This window comes from Chromobacterium haemolyticum (assembly GCF_009936155.1).
Lineage (GTDB): Bacteria > Pseudomonadota > Gammaproteobacteria > Burkholderiales > Chromobacteriaceae > Chromobacterium > Chromobacterium haemolyticum.
Window position 1 is genome coordinate 1,383,824 of record NZ_AP019312.1, and the last position, 21,131, is coordinate 1,404,954.

Here is a 21,131-nt window from a genome sequence, read left to right on the forward strand (position 1 = left end):
GTTTAGGCTCGCGGTTCGGGGCGTTCTTCCGGCAGCGCCGGCGCTTGTCCTGCCGGCAGGCTGAAGCGGAATTCCGCGCCGTGAGGCGAGCGGTTGCGCGCGCTGATGCGGCCGCCGTGGATTTCCACGATGGAGCGGCAGATCGCCAGACCCAGCCCCACGCCGGGGGTGCTGGATTCCGCCGCGCCGCGCGAGAATTTGTCGAAGGCGCGTTCTTCCATATTGGGCGGCAGGCCGGGGCCGTCGTCGCTGACCGACACCACCACCTCCGCGCCCTCGCGCCGCGCCGCCAGTGTGATGTGGCTGCCGGGCGGGGTGTATTTGCCGGCGTTTTCCAGCAGGTTGACCAGCACCCGCTCCAGCAGCACGGCGTCGTACTCCAGCACAGGGAGGTCCGGCGCCAGCTCCAGCGTCAGCTCCCGGCCGCGCAGGCCGCGTTCGGCGGCGCGCAGCGCGCTGCCCACCACCTCGTCCAGCATCTGCCATTCTTTGTTGAGTTTGACGCCGGATTGCAGTCGCGCCATGTCCAGGAGGTTGGTCACCAGCTTGTTCATGCGCAGCGCCTCGTCCTGGATGGCGGCGGCGATCTCGGCGCGCTGGCCGTCGTCCATATTGGACGAGCACAGCCGCTCGGACAGCCCGGCCATGGTGGTCAGCGGTGTGCGCAGATCGTGAGACACCACCGACAGCACGCTGTTGCGCAGCCGCTCGGACTCCATGGCCACGATGGCGTCCTGCGCCACCTCCACGTAATGCACGCGTTCCAGCGCCAGCGCGATCTGGGCGGCGCAGGTTTCCAGCAGCCTTTGCTGCTCCGGCAGGAAGGCCTGGTCGGTGACTTCCGGCAGGAGCGCGATCACGCCGCGGTTGCGCATGGGCGCGCGCAGCGGCACATAAAGCGCGGCGTTGGCGGGCAGGGTGTTGGTGCCCAGGCCAGCCGGCTGCTGATGGTCGTAAACCCATTGCGCGACGCCGATATCGGCATCGCCGCGGCCCTCGCCGGCCGAGCGCAGCTCGTCCCCGCTATTGGGCAGGAACAGGCTGACCTTGGCGGCGAACAGCGGTTCCAGCCGGCTGACGGCGGTATCGACAATCTGCGCGGCGGTCAGCGCGCCGGCCAGTTCGCGCCCCAGGTCGTACAGCGCGCGGGTGCGGCGTTCGCGATAAGTGGAGATATTGGCTTCGAAGCGCAGCCGGGCGGTGAGCTGGCTGATGATGGAGGCCACCAGCAACATCACCACGAAGGTCATCAGATATTGGGTGTCCGACACCGCGAACGACATATGCGGCGGCACGAAGAAGAAATCAAAGGAGGCCACCGACAGCAGCGAGGCCAGCATGCCGGGACCACGGCCGTAGCGCACCGACACCAGCACCACCACCAGCAGGTAGATCATGATGTCGTTGGCCAGCGCCACGTGCGGAATCAGCAGGCCGGCCAGCGCGGTGGTCAGCAGGCAGGCGACGAAGGCGGCGAGGTAGCCGAAGCGCGAGCGCGGGCTGTCCTGATCTTCGAACAACAGGCTGCCGCCGGTTTTGGCGGCGGCGTTGGCGGAGGCGTCTTCCTGCTCATGGGCCACCACGAAGAGATCGACGTCGCTGGAACGGCGGCTCAGTTCGTCGGCCAACGGGCGGCGCCACAGCCGCGACCAGCCGCCGCGCGCGGATTTGCCCAGCACCAGCTTGGACACGTTGCGGCTGCGGGCATAGGCCAGCAGCGTGGGCGCCAACTCGCTGCCGCCCAGCACCGTGGTCTCCGCGCCCAGCTCCTGCGCCAGCTTCAGGCCCTTGAGCACGCGGGCGCGCTGATCCTCGGACAGTTTGCGCTGCTGGGGCGTTTCCACGTAGACGGCGATCCAGTCCGCGTCCAGGCTGGCGGCCAGGCGCTTGGCGCTGCGGATCAGCTTGTCGATGCCGGCGCTGGAGCCGACGCAGACCAGCAGCCGCTCGCGCGCATGCCACACCGGGTTGATGGCCTGGTCGGCGCGGTAGGCGCGCATCTGGGCGTCCACGCGGTCGGCGGTGCGGCGCAGAGCCAGTTCGCGCAGCGCCAGCAAATTGCCCTTGCGGAAGAAGTTCTTCACCGCGCGTTCGGCTTGCTGAGGCAGATAGACCTTGCCGGCGGCCAGGCGGCCCAGCAACTCGTCCGGCGGCAGGTCCACCAGCGCCACTTCGTCGGCGCGGTCGAACACATGGTCGGGCAGGGTTTCGCGCACCACGATGCCGGTGATCTGGCCGACCACGTCGTTCAAGCTTTCCAGGTGCTGGACATTGAGGGTGGTGTAAACGTCGATGCCGGCGGCCAGCAGTTCTTCCACATCCTGCCAGCGTTTGGGGTGGCGAGAGCCGGGCGCGTTGGAGTGGGCGAACTCGTCCATCAGGATCAGCTGGGGCCGGCGTTCCAGCGCCGCGTCCAGATCGAATTCAGCCAGTTCGTGGCCTTTATAAGCGATCTGTCTTGGCGGCAGGACTTCCAGATCGGCCAGTTGTTCCTGCGTTTCCTTGCGGCCGTGGGTTTCCACCACGCCCACCAGCACCGCCGCGCCGTCCTGGCGCTTGGCGCGGGCCGCCGCCAGCATGGCGTAAGTCTTGCCGACGCCGGCGCAGGCGCCGAAGAAAATCTTCAGCCGGCCGCGCTGGGCGTCTAGTTCTTCGCGTTTGAGCTCATCGAGCAGGGCGTCCGGATCGGGACGGGAATCGGTCATATGCGAGCTTTGTTTAGCGCCTGTTTACGATCTGCCGCGCGTCGGCAGGATGGATGGAAAAGGGCATTGAAATCGTCCTGGAAATGCTCACGTGCCACTTGCGCATTCCGCTTTCTCAGCCGCAACGCCTTGTCTCGCTCTAGCCCGCTAGATCGTAAACACGCTCTTATTCATTCATCGGCGCCGGGGACGAGGCGGAGCAAGCCCGCTGCGCCCCCGGCGCCGAAGGTCGATCAGGCTGTGGCGGCCTGGTCCAGCGCCAGATTCAATTCCAGCACATTGACGCGCGGCTCGCCAAGCAAGCCGAAGGTTTCGCCTATCACCCGGCTTTCCACCAGCTTGCGCAGCGCGGCCGGCTCCATCTTGCGGGCGGCGGCGACGCGTTCCAACTGGTAGAAAGCCGCGGCGGCGGAAATTTCCGGATCCAGGCCGCTGGCCGAAGCGGTGACCAAGTCCACCGGCACCGGGCCGCTTTGCGCCGGGTGGGCGGCGCGGATGCGCGCCACATTGGCTTTCACCGCGTCCAGCTGCGCCGGGTTGGTGGGGCCCAGGTTAGAGCCGCTGGACCCGCCGGCATTGTACGGCATTGGACCGGTGGCGGATGGACGGCCCCAGAAATATTGCGGGCCGCTGAAGTTCTGGCCTATCAGCCGCGAGCCGACGATCTTGCCGTCGCGCTCGATCAGGCTGCCATTGGCCTGGAACGGAAACAGCGCCTGGGCCGCTCCGGTGGTGAGCAGCGGGTAGGCGAGGCCGGTGATCAGGGTCAGGCCGCCAAACACCACCAGCAGGGGACGTAACAGTTTCATTTGGTTTTTCCTTTCAGTGCTCATACCAGGCCCAGCGCGCCCAGCAGCATGTCGATCAGCTTGATGCCGGCGAAGGGCACCAGCAGCCCGCCCAGGCCATAGATCAGCAGGTTGCCGCGCAGCAGCTCCGCCGCGCTTTTGGCTTGGTATTTGACGCCCTTCAGCGCCAGCGGGATCAGGAACACGATGATGACGGCGTTGAAGATCACCGCCGACATGATGGCCGAGGCCGGGCTGTTCAGGCCCATTACGTTCAGCGCGTTCAATTGCGGGTAAGTGCTGGCGAAAGCGGCGGGAATGATGGCGAAGTACTTCGCCACGTCGTTAGCGATGGAGAAGGTGGTCAGCGAGCCGCGCGTCATCAGCATCTGCTTGCCGATTTCCACGATTTCGATCAGCTTGGTGGGGTTGGAGTCCAGGTCCACCATATTGCCGGCTTCCTTGGCCGCCTGGGTGCCGGTGTTCATCGCCACAGCCACGTCGGCCTGGGCCAGCGCCGGCGCGTCGTTGGTGCCGTCGCCGGTCATCGCCACGAGCTTGCCCTCGGCCTGGTGGCTGCGGATCAGCTTGAGCTTGGCCTCCGGCGTGGCCTCGGCCAGGTAGTCGTCCACGCCGGCTTCGGCGGCGATGGCGGCGGCGGTCAGCGGGTTGTCGCCGGTGATCATCACTGTCTTGATGCCCATCTGGCGCAGCTCGGCGAAACGCTCCTTGATGCCGCCCTTGACGATGTCCTTCAGCTCAATCACGCCCAAGGCGCGGTTGCCTTCCGCCACCAAGAGCGGAGTGGAGCCGCGACGCGCCACGTCATCGGCGCTCTTGGCCAGCGCGTCCGGAAACTGGCCGCCCTGATCGGCGATATGGCGGCGGATGGCGTCGATGGCGCCCTTGCGGATCTGGCGGCCGTCGTAGTCTATGCCGCTCATACGCGTTTGCGCGGTGAAGGGGATGAATACGGCTTCATGGCTGGCCAGTTCGCGCTGACGCAGATTGAATTGCTTTTTGGCCAGCACCACGATGCTGCGGCCTTCCGGAGTTTCGTCGGCCAGCGAGGCCAGTTGCGCGGCGTCCGCCAGCGCCTGCTCGCTGACGCCGGGAGCCGGGATGAAGGTGGAGGCCTGGCGGTTGCCCAGGGTGATGGTGCCGGTCTTGTCCAACAGCAGCACGTCCACGTCGCCGGCGGCTTCCACCGCGCGGCCGGAGGTGGCGATCACATTGGCGCCCATCATCCGGCTCATGCCGGCCACGCCGATGGCGGACAAGAGGCCGCCGATGGTGGTGGGGATCAGGCAGACCAGCAAGGCCACCAGGGTGGTGATGGTGATCGGCGAGCCGGCTTTGGCCGCTTCCACGCTGAACAGCGAGAAGGGCAGCAGGGTGACGGTGACCACCAGGAACACGATGGTCAGCGCCACCAGCAGGATGGTCAGCGCGATCTCGTTCGGAGTTTTCTGGCGCTTGGCGCCTTCCACCATCGCAATCATGCGGTCGAGGAAGGTTTCGCCCGGGTTGACGGAAATCCGCACCACGATCCAGTCGGACAGCACGCGGGTGCCGCCGGTGACCGAGGAGAAATCTCCGCCGGCCTCGCGGATCACGGGAGCGGATTCGCCGGTGATCGCGGACTCGTCCACCGAGGCCACGCCTTCAATCACCTCGCCGTCCACCGGGATCACGTCGCCGGCTTCCACCAACACATAGTCGCCCTTGCGCAGGCTGCTGCCGTCTATCACGGTCTTGCCGGCGTCGTGGCTGGGGCCGGACAGTTTCTTGGCCACCACGTTTTTCTTGGCGGAGCGCAGGCTGGCCGCCTGGGCCTTGCTGCGGCCCTCGGCCAGCGCTTCGGCGAAGTTGGCGAACAGCACGGTGAACCACAGCCACAGCGCCACCGCCAGGATGAAGCCGGACGGCGCCTCGCCCTGGCCGGCCAGCGACTGAACCCACAGCGCGCTGGTCAAGATGCTGCCGATGTAGACGACGAACATCACCGGATTGCGCCATTGAGTGCGCGGCGATAGTTTTTTGAAGGAGTCGACGATGGCCGGTTTTACCAGGCTGGGGTCCAGCATGGACTTGGCCGCGCTCCGATGGCTCGCTTGAGCGGGCTGGATATTGGAATGGTTGATATTGTTCATTTTCTGCATCCTCCCGTCAGGCTCAGCGACCGTTGATCATCTGCAATTGCTCGACGACCGGGCCTAGCGCCAGCGCGGGAACATAGTTGAGCGCGCCCACCAGCAATACGGTGCCTATCAGCAGCACCACGAACAGCGGGCCGTGAGTGGGCAGGGTGCCGCCGGTGACGGCCAGACGCTTCTTGGCGGCCAGCGATCCGGCGATGGCCAGGATGGGCACAATCATGAAAAAGCGGCCGAAGAACATGGCCACGCCGGTGGCGATGTTGTAGAAAGGCGTGTTGGCGGACAGGCCGGCGAAGGCGCTGCCATTGTTGTTGGCGGCCGATGTGAAGGCGTACAACACCTCGCTGAAGCCGTGGGCGCCGGGGTTGAGGATGCCGGCCTTGCCGGAGGCGGCCAGCACCGCGACGGCGGTCAGCGTCAGCACCAGCACCGGAGTCACCAGAATGGTGATTGCCGTCATCTTCATCTCGTAGGTTTCTATCTTCTTGCCCAGGTATTCCGGCGTGCGGCCCACCATCAGGCCGGCGATGAACACCGCCAGGATGGCGAAGATCAGCATGCCGTACAGGCCGGAACCGACGCCGCCGAACACCACCTCGCCCAATTGCATCAGGAAGGTGGGCACCAGGCCGCCTATGGGGGTCAAGGAATCGTGCATGGCGTTGACCGCGCCGCAGGAGGCGGAGGTGGTCACTGCGATGAACAAGGAGGTGTCGATGACGCCGAAACGGGTTTCCTTGCCTTCCATATTGCCGCCGGCCTGCACATGGCTGGCCTGTTGATCCACGCCCATGGCACTCAACTGCGGCACGCCGGCTAGTTCCGCGCCGGTGGTTGTCGCGACCGCGCAGGCGAACATTACCGTCATCGCGGCGATGATGGCCCAGCCCTGGCGTTGGTCGCCCACCATGCGGCCGAACATGAAGCACAGCGCGGCCGGGATCAGGAAGATGGCCAGGCTTTGCAGGAAGTTGGTCAGGGGGGTGGGGTTTTCGAACGGATGCGCGGAGTTGGCGTTGAAGAAACCGCCGCCATTGGTGCCCAGCAGCTTGATCGCCTCCTGCGAGGCCACCGGCCCCATCGGCAGCGTCTGTTTCTGCGTGCTGGCGTCCACCATCACCGGCTTGCCGTCGGCGCCATTGACCGCATTGCCCTGGGCATCGGTCTTGGGCTGCTGGTAATGGGTGGTCTCCACCATCTGCACGTCTTTATAGGCGGACAGGTTCTGGATCATGCCTTGCTGGCTGAACACCAGCGCGAACACGAAGGACAGCGGCAGCAGCACGTAGAGGGTGAAGCGGGTGACGTCCACCCAGAAGTTGCCGATCTTGGCCGAGCTGTGACGGGCGAAGCCGCGCACCAGCGCCAGCACCACCGCCGCGCCGGTGGCGGCGGACAGGAAGTTCTGCACCGTCAGGCCCAGCATCTGCACCAGATAGCCCATGGTGGACTCGCCGCCATAGCCTTGCCAGTTGGTGTTGGTGATGAAGGAAATCGCGGTGTTGAACGCGGAGTCCGGCGCCACCGCGCCCATGCCCTGCGGGTTGAAAGGCAGCCAGCCCTGCACGCGTTGCAACAGGTACAGCGCCAGCGCGCCCAGCACATTGAACAGTAGCAAGGCCACCGCGTAGCCGCGCCAGCCCATGTCTTCGTCCTGCTTAACGCCGGCCAGCCGGTAGAAACCGCGCTCCAGCGGCGCGAACAGGCGCAGGGGGCCGACATTGTCGCCCTGCATCACACGGGCGATATAGGCGCCCAGAGGCCAGGCCAGCGCCAGCAGCACCAGCAGGAACAAGCCCAGCTGCAAGGGTGCGGCCGAGCCGATGAAATTGGCGAACATGATTAAAAATTCTCCGGCTTAAGCAGTGCGTAGATCAGATAGCCAAGCAGGCCCAGCGCGATCAGCGCGCTAAGCAGATACCAGACGCTCATTTCTTTTCTCCCAAGTGTTGGCAGCCGACGACAAAGCCGTAGCTCAGCGCGCCAAACAGCAGGACGAGTCCCAGATAGACGGCATCCATCATGAAAATCTCCATTCGAATCAGTAATGAGAAGGTACGCAAGCGCACGTCAAAAACCCGACAAAACCCCATGGTAGCCGATAAAAATCGTATAAAAATGTTTGAAAAACTGGCCTTTATTTCATTTCAAGCCAGATTTGGGCGGGAAAACGGATTTTTTTTATACGCGGGGATAAGTCTAGGGAGCGCACGCGGCCTGCCGCCAGTGGCCTGGCGGGGTGGTAGCGGGAAAAGAGGAAAAACAGTAAAGCTGCGGCGCAGAAGAGATGCAGCGCCGCGGCTTGCAAGCGAGTAGGGCTGCGGCCTGGCGTCAGGCTGGGTCGCTAGCCGTCATGAGGCGGAAATCCGCCGGGCGGGTGTTCAGAACAGGTCGTCGCAGCGGTCGGCCAGGAACCGGGCATCGTCCCGATCATGTGCGCGTTGGCGCACTTTCTGCTGGCGCGACCTCTCAGCATCACTCAACTGAGGCTTTGCAACCGCATAGAGAAAACTCTCGTGCTGGTCTCTAGCCTGCTTTCTGCGAACACTCAGAGGAATACGGGAAGTCATCATCCTTGCACCTCTCGGTCACGTACTTGTGTGAGGCCAGGGCAAACCCTGACCCTTTGACATTGACGCTATTTTGAAGATTTGTAAAGCCCTGCTTGGTTACGGTTAGAAGCAAAAGTTGCGTTTGCTTGCCGTCTCCGCCTTTTCACGCTACCGGCGCGATGTTACCGCAGCATGATTCAGAGGGCGGTTGAAGCAAGTCTTTGAGGCAAATCACTTTTCGAATAATGTTGTTTCAAAACGGTATAAATCGTTATATGAAACTGGCGTAGCATCCCGCTATCGAATGGCGCGGCCAAGGGGGGGGGGTTATGGAGTGGGGGTATGCGATCGCAGGACTGGCGGTGGGCTTCATCGTCGGTTTGACCGGGGTGGGCGGCGGCTCGCTGATGACGCCCATCTTGCTGTGGTTCGGCATCTCTCCGGCCACCGCGGTCGGCACCGATCTGCTGTACGCGGCCTTGACCAAGATGGGCGGCGTGGCGGCGCATCACCGCCAGGGGCATGTCGACTGGCGCATCGCCGCATGGCTGACCGCCGGCAGCGTGCCGGCGGCCTTGCTGGTGCTGGCCGGCCTGTCCTATCTGCAGCTGCCGGAAAAGATGCTGGACACGCTGTTCAAGTTGGTGTTGGGCGTGGCGCTGTTGCTGACCGCCGCCGCCATCCTGGGCAAGCCCTTGCTGCTGCGCTGGCTGGGCGGCCGTGGTGCGGCCAGCCTGTCGTTGGAGCCGCGCATTGGCCTGACCATCGCCACCGGCGTGGCGCTGGGCGCCTTGGTGACGCTGAGTTCCATCGGCGCCGGCGCCCTGGGCACCCTGGCCTTGTTTCTGCTCTATCCGGCCCTGTCGACTTCGCGGCTGGTAGGCACCGAAATCGCTCACGCGGTGCCGCTGACCCTGGTGGCCGGCCTGGGGCATGCCGGGCTGGGCAATGTCGATGTAATGCTGCTGGCCAATTTGCTGGTGGGCTCCCTGCCCGGCATCTGGCTGGGTAGCAAGCTGACGCGGCGGCTGGCGGAACGCTGGCTGCGGCCGACCCTGGCGGTGATGTTGGGGTTGATCGGGGCCAAGCTGGTGTTCTAAACGGCGTGGAATGGATGATAAAGGCGGCTGCGGCCGCCTTTATGCTGGGCGGCGCGCAAAAAAATGCCCTGGTCGGAGAGGCGAGCAGGGCTGAAATGCAAACAACAAAAGGAGAAGCCAAAATTAAGCCTCTCAATATTAGTATTTCGTAATCCTGATTCCCTTGACCTGAAGCAAGAAAGCCGCGTCCTCCGTCTACAATTGTTTTTCCAGAATGATACGCAGATCGGCAATGCCTGCCGGGTAAGGATCTTCCGCGACGATGCGATAGCCCAGCGCCTGATAAAAGCGCAGATTGGCCGGCATGCTCGCGCGGGTGGCCAACTGGATGCGGATGAGACCTTGTTGTTTCAGGAGGGCTTCGCTGTGCAGCATCAGGCGCTTGCCCAGACCTTGGCCCTGCCAGTCCGGGTGGGTGCACACGCGTTTGCATTCCACCGCGACGGCGTTCAGCGGCGCGGTGATGAGGCAGGCCAAGGGCGTATCCTGCCGGCTGGCGATGTAGACTTGTCCCCCTGCGTCCAGCCGCTGGCGCAGGCTGTCTTCGGTCTCGTCCAGCGCGGTGGGACGGCTGGGCAAACGCGCGACCAGCGGTTGGAAGGCGAGGGCGATCAAGGTCAGTACGGCGGGTAGTTCGTCGGCGCGCGCCGCGCGCAGTTCCAGCGCTTCGAGTCGGTCCATGGCGGTTTCCTCTGCGATGTCCCGGTCCAGCATGCGCGCAATCAGGCCGGTTTGGCAAAAGGCGGACAAAAAAAGACCGCGCAAACGCGCGGTCTTTTGTCGGAGTGAAGCGTGTGGCTTAGAGCCTGCTCAACGCCGTATCGCCGAAGCGCAGCAGACTATGAACAGATTCTTAGAGCTTGCCGGCCACCCAGGCCTGCACGCCGGCCAAGGCCGCCGCCAGGTTTTCCGGCTGAGTGCCGCCGGCCTGGGCCATGTCCGGACGGCCGCCGCCCTTGCCGCCCACCTGCTGGGCGACGAAGTTGACCAGTTCGCCGGCCTTGAGCTTGGCGGTCAGGTCGGCGGTGACGCCGGCCACCAGCGCCACCTTGCCGTCGCCCTTGGCGGCCAGCACGATGGCGGCGGAACCCAGCTTGTCCTTCAGCTTGTCCAGGGTTTCGCGCAGCGCGGTGTTGTCCGCGCCCGGCAGTTCCACCGCCAGCACCTTGACGCCGTTGACGTCGGCGGCGCCGTCGGCCAGGCTGTCGCCGGCGGAGGAGGCCAGTTGGCCCTTGAGCTTGGCCAGCTCTTTTTCCAGAGTCTTGACGTTGTCCTGCAGGCTGCCGATCTTGGCGGTCACTTCCTCCGGCGTCTGCGCTTTCAGCGCGCCGGCGGCTTCCTTGAGCAGGGCGTCCTGCGCCTGGATGTGGGCGATGGCGCCTTCGCCGGTGACGGCCTCGACGCGGCGCACGCCGGCGGCGACGCCGCTTTCCGCGACGATCTTGAACAGGCCGATGTCGCCGGTGCGTTGCACGTGGGTGCCGCCGCACAGTTCGGCGGAGAAGTCGCCCATGGTCAGCACGCGCACTTCATCGCCGTATTTTTCGCCGAACAGCATCATCGCGCCGGATTTCTGCGCGGCTTCCATGCTCATCACTTCGGCCTTGACCGGCAGGTTGTGGCTGATCACGCGGTTGACCACGCGTTCCAGCTCGGCGATCTGCTCGGCGCTGACCGGTTCTCCGTGGGCAAAGTCGAAGCGGGTGCGTTCCGGGTTGACCAGCGAGCCCTTCTGCGCCACGTGGGCGCCCAGCACGTGGCGCAGCGCCGCGTGCAGGAGGTGGGTGGCGGAGTGGTTGCGGGCGCTGGCGGCGCGCGCGTGCAGGTCGATGGTGGCGGTCACGCTGTCGCCGACGGCCAAGCGGCCGCGGGCCAGCTTGCCCTTGTGGCCGAATACCGCGGCCTGGATCTTCTGGGTGTCGTTGACGTCGAACAGCGCGCCGATGCCGCCTTGCAGCGAAATCTCGCCCACGTCGCCAACCTGGCCGCCGCCTTCGGCGTAGAAGGGGGTGTCGTCCAGCACCACGATGCCTTCTTCGCCGGCTTCCAGCGCGGCGACGGCCTCGGTGCCCTTGAACAGCGCCAATACCTTGGCGTCGGTGCTGGCGGAATCATAGCCGTGGAAGCAGGTGTCGGCGCCGCTGTAGCTGACCTTGCCGGTCATCTTGAAGCTGGAGCCGGCGCGGCCGCGCTCGCGCTGCGCTTCCATCGCGCGCTCGAAGCCTTCCAGGTCGGCGTGGATGTCGCGTTCGCGGCAGATGTCGGCGGTCAGGTCCACCGGGAAGCCGAAGGTGTCGTACAGCTTGAAGATGGTGTCGCCGTCAAGCTCGGTCTTGCCGCCTTCTAGGGCGGAGTCGACCAGCCCCATGCCGATTTCCAGCGTTTCGGCGAACTTGATTTCCTCTGCGCGCAGCGCGTCTTCGATATGCGCCTGCTTTTCGCGCAGTTCCGGATAGGCGTCGCCCATCTCGGCCACCAGATCGGCGACGATCTTGTGGAAGAACAGGCCTTTCTGGCCCAGCTTGTAGCCGTGGCGGATGGCGCGGCGGGCGATGCGGCGCAGCACGTAGCCGCGGCCTTCGTTGGACGGCAGGATGCCGTCGGCGACCATGAAGCAACAGGCGCGGATATGGTCGGCGATCACTTTCAGCGACGGCACCTCCTGGCTGTAGGCCACGCCGGTTTCGCGCGCGGCGGCGCGCACCAGGCAGGCCAGCGCGTCGGTTTCATAGTTGGACTTGACGTGTTGCAGCACGGTGGACAGGCGTTCCAGGCCCATGCCGGTGTCGACCGACGGCTTGGGCAGCGGATGCAGGGTACCGGACTCGTCGCGGTTGAACTGCATGAACACGTTGTTCCAGATTTCCATGAAGCGGTCGCCGTCTTCGTCCGGGCTGCCCGGAGGGCCGCCGGCCACGCTCGGGCCGTGGTCGTAGAAGATCTCGGTGCAGGGGCCGCAGGGGCCGGTGTCGCCCATGGTCCAGAAGTTGTCGGAGGCGTACGGCGCGCCCTTGTTGTCGCCGATGCGGATGATCTTGTCGGCCGGCAGGCCCACGCTCTTGTGCCAGATGTCGTAGGCTTCGTCGTCGGAGGCGTAGACGGTGACCAGCAGCTTGTCCTTGGGCAGGTTCAGCCATTGTTCGCCGGTCAGGAATTCCCAGGCGAAGGTGATCGCGTCTTGCTTGAAGTAGTCGCCGAAGCTGAAGTTGCCCAGCATTTCGAAGAAGGTATGGTGGCGCGCGGTGTAGCCGACGTTTTCCAGGTCGTTGTGCTTGCCGCCCGCGCGCAGGCACTTCTGGCTGGTGGTGGCGCGGGTGTAATCGCGCTTTTCAAAGCCCAGGAACACGTCCTTGAACTGAACCATGCCGGCGACGGTGAACATCAGCGTGGGGTCGTTGCCGGGAATCAGGCTGCTGGAAGGCACCACCTGATGGTTTTTGCCGGCAAAGAAATCCAGGAATTTCTGGCGAATTTCAGAGGTTTTCATGTTTGATTTCGTAAGATTGCGAATTCTGGGCCGCTTTGGGGGCTCAAGCCCAGAGCGGCGCGGACAGCTGATTGTGTCAAGCCGCGCCCGCGCTGGCAAGGGTTTCGGCGCGGCGCTTGAGCGCCTGGTTCATCAATTCGAAACCTTTGCGGGCATCGGCCAGCAAGGCCTGACCGAACAAGGGCAGCAAGAGGCCGCTGAAAGTTTCGTCGTGATGCAGTCGGGTGCCGCCGTTTTCCAGCGCTTCCAGACGGAAACTGTGGCGGCCGTCCAGCAGGCCGGGCAGCAGCGCTCGCCCCAGCCACGCCAGTTCGTCCGCCGTTTGCAAGACCTCCAGCCGCGGGCGGAAGGTCAGTCGCGGCCGGCCGGGCGGATGGATGCTGACCACCAGCCGGGAGCCTGTCTGCTGGCGACCGTGCAGGCCGACGATGAAGGGGTTCCACTCCGGATAGGCGGCCCAGTCGCACAGCACGCGCCAGACCGCGGACGGTGCGGCGTTTATGTCGATCTGGGTGGCGATGCTGCGCGTTTGCATGCTTAGTCCTCGTCGGCGGGAAAGTCGTCGTCGTCGACGCCGCTGAGCACCTTGCCGATCACCGACATCGGGAAGCCGCGTCCGGCCAGAAAGCGGATCTGGCGCGCGCGCTCCTGCGGCGTGTCCGGCATGCGGCCGAACTTCTTCCGCCATTGCGCCTGGGCGGCGGCCAGGTCGTCGCGGCCTTGCAAGGCGTCGCGGATCAGCTCGGCGTCCACGCCGCGCTGGCGCATTTCCTGTTGCAGCCGGCGGCTGCCGTAGCGCTGGCCCTTGCTGTCGGCGAACTGCTGGGCGAAGCGCTGATCGGACTGCCAGCTGCGTTCGGCCAGATCGTCCAGCAGCGCGGTCAGTTGTTCCGGGCTTTCCGCAAACGGAGCGAGCCGCCGCTCCAGCTCCCGCCGCGTGTATTCGCGGCGGGACAGGAGGTCGACGGCTCGCGCCCTCAGGCTTTTTTCCATTCGGGAAATCAGGCGTCGAGCGCGTCGTCCGCGAACTCTTCGTCCGGCTGGCCTTCGGTGATTTCCACTTTGATGCCCACTGCGTCGCGGATCTTGCGTTCCACTTCGGCGGCGATTTCCGGGTTGGACTTCAGCCACTCGCGGGTGTTGTCCTTGCCCTGGCCGATCTTCTGGCCGTTGTAGGCGTACCAGGCGCCGGACTTGTCGATGAAGCCGTGCTTGACGCCCAGCTCGATGATTTCGCCCTGGCGGGAGATGCCCTCGCCGTACAGGATTTCGAAATCAGCCTGGCGGAACGGCGGCGACACCTTGTTCTTCACCACTTTGACGCGGGTGTCGTTGCCGATCACTTCCTCGCCCTTCTTGATGCCGCCGGTGCGGCGGATGTCCAGGCGCACGGAGGCGTAGAACTTCAGCGCGTTGCCGCCGGTGGTGGTTTCCGGGTTGCCGAACATCACGCCGATCTTCATGCGGATCTGGTTGATGAAGATCACCAGGGTGTTGGTGCGCTTGATGTTGCCGGTCAGCTTGCGCAGCGCCTGGCTCATCAGGCGGGCCTGCAGGCCCACGTGGCTGTCGCCCATCTCGCCTTCGATTTCAGCCTTGGGCACCAAGGCGGCCACCGAGTCGATCACGATCAGATCGACGCCGCTGGAGCGCACCAGCATGTCGCAGATTTCCAGCGCCTGCTCGCCGGTGTCCGGCTGCGAGATCAGCAGGTCGTCGACCTTGACGCCCAGCTTTTGCGCATATTGCGGGTCCAGCGCGTTTTCCGCGTCGATGTAGGCGCAGGTGCCGCCCAATTTTTGCATCTCGGCCACCGCTTGTAGACACAGGGTGGTTTTACCGGACGACTCCGGGCCGTAGATTTCCACGACGCGGCCGCGCGGCAGGCCGCCGACGCCAAGCGCCAAGTCCAGACTCAGCGAGCCAGTGGAGACCACCTGCAGGTTTTCGTTGATCTGGTTGTCGCTCATGCGCATGATCGAACCCTTGCCAAATTGCTTTTCAATCTGGGCAAGGGCCGCGGCCAACGCTTTGCTCTTGTCTTCGGATGCCATGCTGTCTCCAGTGTGGGGCGCTAAACGAAATGAATGGTCGGCCAGCGGCGGCAAGCGTCCTGTTGGCGGAAAAACCCGATGCCGGACAGGGGTTTGCGGGGCGCGGGCGGGGAAGGCCCGCCGCGCTTGCGTTTGCTGCGCCGATAGCCGAAAAGATGGCGTCGATTATCTCATAAAGCCTTGGCCAACGGCAGGGCCGCTTGCCGGCGATACCGTCCTTCGGGACGGGAAAGCGCGATCTCGCTTGAAAAAGTTGTGATTGCGACCACTTTTACAAGTGTCCACCCTGTGTACAATGAAGCCATCATGATGAACGAACGCGCGCAACACCTGCTCAAGGTCCTGATCGAACGCTATATCGTCGACGGCCAGCCGGTGGGGTCCAAGACCCTGTCGATGCTGCCCGGCGTCGAGCTGTCGTCCGCGTCCATCCGCAATGTGCTGGCGGAACTGGAGGCGATGGGGCTGATCGCGGCGCCGCACACCTCGGCCGGTCGGGTGCCCACCGCGCGCGGCTACCGCATGTTCGTCGACCGCCTGCTCACCATCCGGCCTTTGGAAGAGGCGGCGCTGCACGAGCTGGAGCTGAACCTGCAGCCGGACAGCCCGCAACGCATTGCCCAGTCGGCGTCCTCGCTGCTGTCGGAACTGACCCACTTCGCCGGCGTGATCGTCACGCCGCAGCGTTCCGACATCGCCTTCCGCCAGATCGAATTCCTGCGCCTGTCCGAGCGGCGGGTGCTGATGATCTTGGTGACGCTGGATGGGGACGTGCAGAACCATCTGCTGACCACCGAGCGCGACTACTCGCCGTCGGAACTGATAGAAGCCGGCAACTTCATCAATCAGCATTACGCCGGCCAGGGGCTGGATCGCATCGCCAGCCGGGTGGCGGACGAGTTGCGCCAGTTGCAAGGCGACATCGCCGAACTGATGTCGGCGGCGATCCGTCTGGGGCAAAGCTCGATGAGCGCCAGCAACGCGGCGGTGGTGGTGGCCGGCGGCAACCGGCTGCTGGAGGTGAACGACCTGTCCGACGATCTGTCGCGGCTGCGCCAGCTGTTCAATGTCTTCGAACGGAAGACCGAGCTGCTGAAGCTGCTGAACCAGGGGCGGGAAGCGCAGGGCGTGAACATTTTCATCGGCGAGGAGTCTGGCGTGGTGACGCTGGACGAATGCTCGGTCGTGACCGCACCTTACCGGATCAACGGCCAGGTGGTCGGCGCGCTGGGCGTGGTCGGTCCCACCCGGATGGCTTACGAGCGGGTGATCCCTATCGTCGACATTACCGCGCGCTTGGTGTCCAGCGCCTTGTCGTTCCGGGCCTAAGAACCTGTTTACGATCTGCTGCGTTTCGGAGGTACGTACAGCGTTGAAAACACCCTCAAAATGCTCATGTACCACGAGTACATCCCGCTTTTTCGGTTGTTTTCGCCTTGTCTCGCTCTTGCTCGCGAGATCGTAAAAAGGCTCTAAAGCTAGGAGCCGGCCGTTCGGCGGTTTTGGCCGCCGCCGCAAGGCCTGCGGCTTTTAGTTTTCGCGCCGCGCTTTTCTTAAAGGAGCGCGGCTAAGTCAAAAACGCATATTCAGAAACCAGCCCATGAAATCTCTGCTTAAACTGGCCCCGTTGGCGGCTCTGTTCTCCTTCCAGTTGGCACAGGCCGACGCGGCTTTCCTGGCGCGTCCGGACGTTCAGCGCTACATCGACGAGCAGGTGGCAGGCGGCCAGTTCAACCGCCCGGAGCTGGAGGCTGTGTTCGCCAACGTCGAACTCAAGCCCAACATCATCAAGATACTGGATAAGCCGTCCACTTCGCGGCCCTGGTATCAGTTCCGCAATTCCACGGTGGGAGAAAAGACCATCGCAGACGGCGTGGCGTTCTGGCGCGCCAACGCGGCCGCGCTGACGCGGGCCGAGCAGCAATACGGCGTGGCGCCCGAGCTCATCGTCGCCATCCTGGGCGTGGAGTCCCATTACGGCCGCAACACCGGATCCTTCCGCCTGGTGGACGCCTTGTCCACCATAGGCTTCGATTATCCGCGCCGCGCGGACTTCTTCCGCAAGGAGTTGACCGAATTCCTGCTGCTGGCCAAGGAGGAGGGCAAGGACCCGCTGACGCTGAAGGGCTCTTACGCCGGGGCGATGGGCTGGCCGCAGTTCATGCCGTCCAGCTTCCGAAAATGGGCTGTGGATTTCGACGGCAGCGGTCACCGCGACATCTGGAGCGATCCGGACGACGTGATCGGCAGCGTGGCCAATTACTTCCAGCGCCACGGCTGGCGCCACGGCGACGACGTAATCCTGCCGGCCAGCGTCCAGCCGGGGCCACAGATCGATCAGCTGATCGCCGACAAGTTCAATCTGCATTACACCGTGGGCGAGCTGAAGAAAATGGGCGTGACGCCGCAGTCGCCGGTGGCCGACGACGTGCCGGCGGTGCTGGTGCCGCTGGAAACGGCGCCCGGCGTTACCGAATATTGGCTGGGCCTCAACAACTTCTTCGTGATCACTCGCTACAACCGCAGCACGCTGTACGCCAAGGCGGTGCAGGAAATCGCGGATCAGCTGCGCCAGCGCTACCTGGCGGGCCAGGCCGCCGCCCAGCCGTGACCCCGCGCGCCGCGCGCCGCGGCGGCGCGAAACCTGTCGCCACGCGCGGCAATTGCCATTAAAATCCGCCCCCATGAGCTATCAAGTCCTTGCCCGTAAGTGGCGTCCCAAGCGCTTTGCCGATCTGGTCGGCCAGGAGCACGTGGTGCGCGCCTTGACCAACGCCCTCAAAGAACAGCGTCTGCATCACGCTTATCTGCTGACGGGGACGCGCGGGGTGGGCAAGACCACCATCGCCCGGATTCTGGCCAAGAGCCTCAATTGCGAAACCGGCACCACCGCGGAGCCTTGCGGCGAGTGCTCGGCCTGTCGTCAGATCGACACCGGCCGCTTTGTCGATTTGCTGGAGATCGACGCCGCGTCCAACACCGGCATCGACAATATCCGCGAAGTGCTGGAAAACGCTCAGTACGCGCCGACTTCCGGCCGCTTCAAGGTCTACATCATCGACGAAGTGCACATGCTGTCCAAGAGCGCCTTCAATGCGATGCTGAAGACGCTGGAGGAGCCGCCGGCCCACGTCAAATTCATCCTGGCCACCACCGATCCGCAGAAGGTGCCGGTGACGGTGTTGAGCCGCTGTCTGCAGTTCTCGCTGCGCAATATGACGCCGCAGCAAGTGGCCGGCCATCTGGCCCATATGTTGGATGTGGAAGGCATCGCCTACGAAGCGCCGGCGCTTGCCTTGCTGGGCCGCGCGGCCGCCGGCTCCATGCGCGACGCGCAGTCGCTGCTGGACCAAGCCATCGCCTACGGTCTGGGCGACGTGAAGGAAGACGGCGTGCGCGCGATGCTGGGCGCGGTGGACCGCCGTTACCTGTTTGCCTTGCTGCAGGCGTTGGCGGCCGGCGACGGCCCGCAGCTGATGGCGCAAGCCGACAGCCTGGCCGAGCGCGGCGTCAGCTTTGAAGGCGCGTTGAGCGAATTGGCGGTCTTGCTGCAGCAGTTGGCGCTGATGCAGACCGTGCCGCAGGCGATCGCCCAGGACGAGCCGGAACGCGACGCGTTGCAGGCGCTGGCGGACGCCATCTCGCCGCAGGACGTGCAGCTGTATTACCAGATCGCCATTCATGGCCGCAAAGACTTGGCGCTGGCGCCGGACGAGCACGCCGGTTTCAATATGACTCTGCTGCGCATGCTGGCCTTCCACCCGGCCAACACGCAGCCGGAGTCCGCGCCGTCGCGGCCAGCCGCCGTCGCGTCTACGCGGCCGCAACAGCCGCCAGCGCAGTCGGCCCCGGCCGTGTCTGGGGGGATTTCGCCGGCCGCGCGCGCTTTGCAGGCCGCCGGCCTGAGTTCGCCGGCGCCGCGTCAGTCCGCGCCGCCCCCGGCACAGGAAAGCGCCCCGGCGGCGGAACCCGAACCCGAGCCTGCCGCGCCGGAAGCCAGGCCGGCTCCGCAGGCCGCGCCGCCGGCCAAGCCGGAAGCCGCGGATGACGAGGACGACGGTAGCGACGGCGACGTTAGCCCCGACGATGTGCCTTGGGACCAGGGCGCCGCGGCGGACGAGGAGATGCCGTCCTATCTGCAGCAAGAGCCGGAGGAAGCGGTCGATTATCAGTTTGACGGCGACTGGCAGGCCTTGGTGACCGAATTGGGCGCCAAGCTGGGCGCGGCGCGCATGCTGGCCCATAATGCGGTATTGAAGGACTGGAGCCAGGATCGCCTGGCGCTGGCGGTGCCGGAGAGCTTCCGCCACATGACCAGCCGCGATTATCAGGACAAGCTCAAGTTAGCACTGAGCGAACGCTTCGGCCGGCCGGTGGAATTGGCCGTGACGGTGGAGGAGCTGGGCCTGGAAACGCCGGCGATGAAAGACGCTCGCCATCGGCAGGAGCAGTTGAACATCGCGCGCGAGAATATGAAAAACGATCCGGTGGTGCAGCAAATGGTGCGCGAATTCGACGCGACGCTGCTCATCGAAACCATTCAACCCGTGAAGGAGTGAAACGATTATGTTTGGCAAAGGTGGCATCGCCGGCCTGATGAAGCAGGCCCAGCAAATGCAGGACAATATGAAAAAGGCGCAGGAAGAACTGGCCAAGGTGGAAGTGGAGGGCCAGTCCGGCGCCGGCATGGTCAAGGTGGTGATGACCTGCTCTCACGACGTCAAGCGCGTCAGCCTGGACGACAGCCTGCTGGACGACGCCAAGGAAGACAAGGAAATGCTGGAAGACCTGATCGCCGCCGCGTTCAACGACGCGGTGCGCAAGGTGGAAGCCACCACCCAGGAAAAGATGTCCGGTTTTTCCGCGGGTCTGAACCTGCCGGCCGGCATGAAGCTGCCGTTCTGATCGCGACGATTTCGGCATCCGGATGGCTCGGCGCGCGCCGGGCCATTTTTGCGTTGATTCCGGGGTAGCCATGCGCCGATTCGCCCATTTCACCGTGCGCAGCCGGCTGAGCGTGAATGCCGACAGAGTGTGGGCGCACGCCACCCGCGCCGCCGGCGTCAACGACGAATTGTGGCCCTGGCTCCACATGCGCTTGCCGGGCAAGGCCCTGCCTGCCGGGCTGACGCCTCCGGCGCAAATCGGACGTTGCTGGATTCTGCTGTTTGGCCTGCTGCCGGTGGAATACGATGACTTGGGGCTGACGCGGCTGGAACCGGGCGCCTTCGACGAGCGTTCGACCATGCTGACCCAGCGGCGCTGGCTGCACCGGCGGCGGGTGCGCGCCTTGCCCGATGGCTGCGAAGTAGTGGACCGCGTCGGCTTCGCGCCGCGCGCGCCCTGGCTTTTGACATTGCATTACGGCATTTTCCGTCTGGTCTTTGCCTGGCGGCATGCGCGTTTGCGCCGCCGTTTTTACCGATTGTGAAAGCGATGAAGAACCCTCCCGCTCTAGACCACCTGATCTCCGCTCTGAAAGTGTTGCCGGGCGTCGGTCCCAAGACCGCGCAGCGCATGGCCTTCCATCTGCTGCAACGCGACAAGAAGGGCGCGGACAAGCTGGCGCGCGCGCTGGACCGCGCCTTGACCCAGCTGACCCACTGCGAGCGCTGCAACACGTTCAGCGAAACGCCGCTGTGTCCGATCTGCGCCGACGAGGAGCGTCGTCAGGATTTGCTGTGCGTGGTGGAGATGCCGGCGGATCTGTTGACGCTGGAACAGGCCAAGTGTTTCGACGGCTTGTATTTCGTGCTGATGGGCCGCATCTCGCCGCTGGACAATGTCGGCCCGCGAGACATCAATCTGGACAAGCTGCTGGTGAGGGCGGCGGACAGCGCGGTGCAGGAGGTGATCATCGCCACCAATTTCACCGCGGAGGGCGAGGTTACCGCGCATATGATCGCCGAGCTGCTGAAGGAGCGTGGCCTGAAGGTGACGCGCATCGCGCGCGGCATGCCGGTGGGCGGCGAACTGGAATACGTCGATCTGGGCACTTTGGCGCAGGCGGTATATGAGCGCCGCGGCATTGGCCAGTAAGAACCTGCTCACGATCTGCTACGCGTCGGCGATACGGCGTTGAAAACACTTTCGAAATGCTCATATACCGTGTGTACACTCCGTCTTCTCAGCGGTTTTCGTTATGTTTAGCTCCTGCAGACGAGGCTTTGAGCGGCTTTGAAGGGCTGGTCCGGAGGGGAAAAAAAAAGCAGGCCGGATTAGCCGGCCTGTAACAGAGGAACATCTGAGTCAGCGGGGAGGCCTGCGCGCGCGCAGGCCTTCGCGT

The 21,131-nt window shown here is 64.5% G+C and carries 18 protein-coding genes; 8 read left to right on the plus strand and 10 right to left on the minus strand.

Going from position 1 to position 21,131, the window contains the following annotated elements; genetic code table 11:
* Window positions 1-2 precede the first annotated feature (2 nt).
* From GYH29_RS06495 to kdpF, 5 genes are all read right to left on the minus strand, one after another.
* Window positions 3-2,705, minus strand: coding sequence for a sensor histidine kinase (locus GYH29_RS06495; RefSeq protein ID WP_118266792.1), 2,703 nt, complete (start codon window positions 2,703-2,705; stop codon window positions 3-5).
* A 233-nt stretch (window positions 2,706-2,938) separates the two neighbouring features.
* On the minus strand, window positions 2,939-3,514 hold the full coding sequence (kdpC, locus tag GYH29_RS06500; protein WP_019103748.1) for a potassium-transporting ATPase subunit KdpC: 576 nt from the start codon (window positions 3,512-3,514) through the stop codon (window positions 2,939-2,941).
* 20 nt (window positions 3,515-3,534) lie between these two features.
* A complete protein-coding gene (gene kdpB / locus GYH29_RS06505) occupies window positions 3,535-5,646 on the minus strand; it encodes a potassium-transporting ATPase subunit KdpB (protein ID WP_051002758.1) in 2,112 nt (703 codons plus the stop codon).
* 22 nt (window positions 5,647-5,668) lie between these two features.
* Entirely contained in the window at window positions 5,669-7,492 is a 1,824-nt protein-coding gene (gene kdpA, locus GYH29_RS06510) for a potassium-transporting ATPase subunit KdpA (RefSeq protein WP_043591747.1), read from the minus strand.
* Window positions 7,493-7,494: 2 nt separating this feature from the next.
* Window positions 7,495-7,584, minus strand: a complete 90-nt coding sequence (gene kdpF / locus GYH29_RS06515) for a K(+)-transporting ATPase subunit F (protein ID WP_019103745.1) — start codon at window positions 7,582-7,584, stop codon at window positions 7,495-7,497.
* Between the two features lie 90 nt (window positions 7,585-7,674).
* Here kdpF and GYH29_RS06520 point away from each other — a divergent pair, with 90 nt between their 5' ends.
* A complete protein-coding gene (locus GYH29_RS06520; protein ID WP_161523392.1) occupies window positions 7,675-7,968 on the plus strand; it encodes a hypothetical protein in 294 nt (97 codons plus the stop codon).
* Between the two features lie 565 nt (window positions 7,969-8,533).
* A complete protein-coding gene (locus GYH29_RS06525) occupies window positions 8,534-9,304 on the plus strand; it encodes a sulfite exporter TauE/SafE family protein (RefSeq protein WP_039753886.1) in 771 nt (256 codons plus the stop codon).
* A gap of 195 nt (window positions 9,305-9,499) precedes the next feature.
* Here GYH29_RS06525 and GYH29_RS06530 read toward each other — a convergent pair whose 3' ends face one another.
* From GYH29_RS06530 to recA, 5 genes are all read right to left on the minus strand, one after another.
* Complete coding sequence (locus GYH29_RS06530; RefSeq protein WP_161523393.1) at window positions 9,500-9,985, minus strand: GNAT family N-acetyltransferase; 486 nt, start codon at window positions 9,983-9,985, stop codon at window positions 9,500-9,502.
* A 172-nt stretch (window positions 9,986-10,157) separates the two neighbouring features.
* Window positions 10,158-12,791: an alanine--tRNA ligase gene (gene alaS / locus GYH29_RS06535; RefSeq protein WP_019100542.1), complete on the minus strand. Its 2,634-nt coding sequence runs from the start codon at window positions 12,789-12,791 to the stop codon at window positions 10,158-10,160.
* Window positions 12,792-12,867: 76 nt separating this feature from the next.
* Complete coding sequence (locus GYH29_RS06540; RefSeq protein ID WP_043591741.1) at window positions 12,868-13,326, minus strand: SRPBCC domain-containing protein; 459 nt, start codon at window positions 13,324-13,326, stop codon at window positions 12,868-12,870.
* 2 nt (window positions 13,327-13,328) lie between these two features.
* A complete protein-coding gene (recX, locus tag GYH29_RS06545; protein ID WP_043591739.1) occupies window positions 13,329-13,784 on the minus strand; it encodes a recombination regulator RecX in 456 nt (151 codons plus the stop codon).
* A gap of 8 nt (window positions 13,785-13,792) precedes the next feature.
* On the minus strand, window positions 13,793-14,845 hold the full coding sequence (recA, locus tag GYH29_RS06550) for a recombinase RecA (RefSeq protein WP_043591738.1): 1,053 nt from the start codon (window positions 14,843-14,845) through the stop codon (window positions 13,793-13,795).
* Window positions 14,846-15,151: 306 nt separating this feature from the next.
* Between recA and hrcA the strand changes: the two genes are divergently transcribed.
* The 6 genes from hrcA to recR all read left to right on the plus strand — a co-directional run bounded on the left by hrcA (window position 15,152) and on the right by recR (window position 20,884).
* A complete protein-coding gene (gene hrcA / locus GYH29_RS06555; protein WP_019100546.1) occupies window positions 15,152-16,174 on the plus strand; it encodes a heat-inducible transcriptional repressor HrcA in 1,023 nt (340 codons plus the stop codon).
* A gap of 271 nt (window positions 16,175-16,445) precedes the next feature.
* Window positions 16,446-17,456, plus strand: a complete 1,011-nt coding sequence (gene mltB, locus GYH29_RS06560) for a lytic murein transglycosylase B (RefSeq protein WP_019100547.1) — start codon at window positions 16,446-16,448, stop codon at window positions 17,454-17,456.
* A gap of 73 nt (window positions 17,457-17,529) precedes the next feature.
* Window positions 17,530-19,404 (plus strand): DNA polymerase III subunit gamma/tau, encoded by a 1,875-nt coding sequence (dnaX, locus tag GYH29_RS06565; protein ID WP_019100548.1) that lies wholly within the window; start codon window positions 17,530-17,532, stop codon window positions 19,402-19,404.
* A gap of 7 nt (window positions 19,405-19,411) precedes the next feature.
* Window positions 19,412-19,750 carry a YbaB/EbfC family nucleoid-associated protein gene (locus tag GYH29_RS06570; RefSeq protein ID WP_019100549.1) on the plus strand — a complete coding sequence of 113 codons (339 nt, stop codon included), beginning with the start codon at window positions 19,412-19,414 and terminating at the stop codon, window positions 19,748-19,750.
* Between the two features lie 70 nt (window positions 19,751-19,820).
* Entirely contained in the window at window positions 19,821-20,276 is a 456-nt protein-coding gene (locus tag GYH29_RS06575; RefSeq protein WP_161523394.1) for a hypothetical protein, read from the plus strand.
* A 5-nt stretch (window positions 20,277-20,281) separates the two neighbouring features.
* Entirely contained in the window at window positions 20,282-20,884 is a 603-nt protein-coding gene (gene recR, locus GYH29_RS06580) for a recombination mediator RecR (protein WP_043591737.1), read from the plus strand.
* Window positions 20,885-21,131 lie beyond the last annotated feature (247 nt).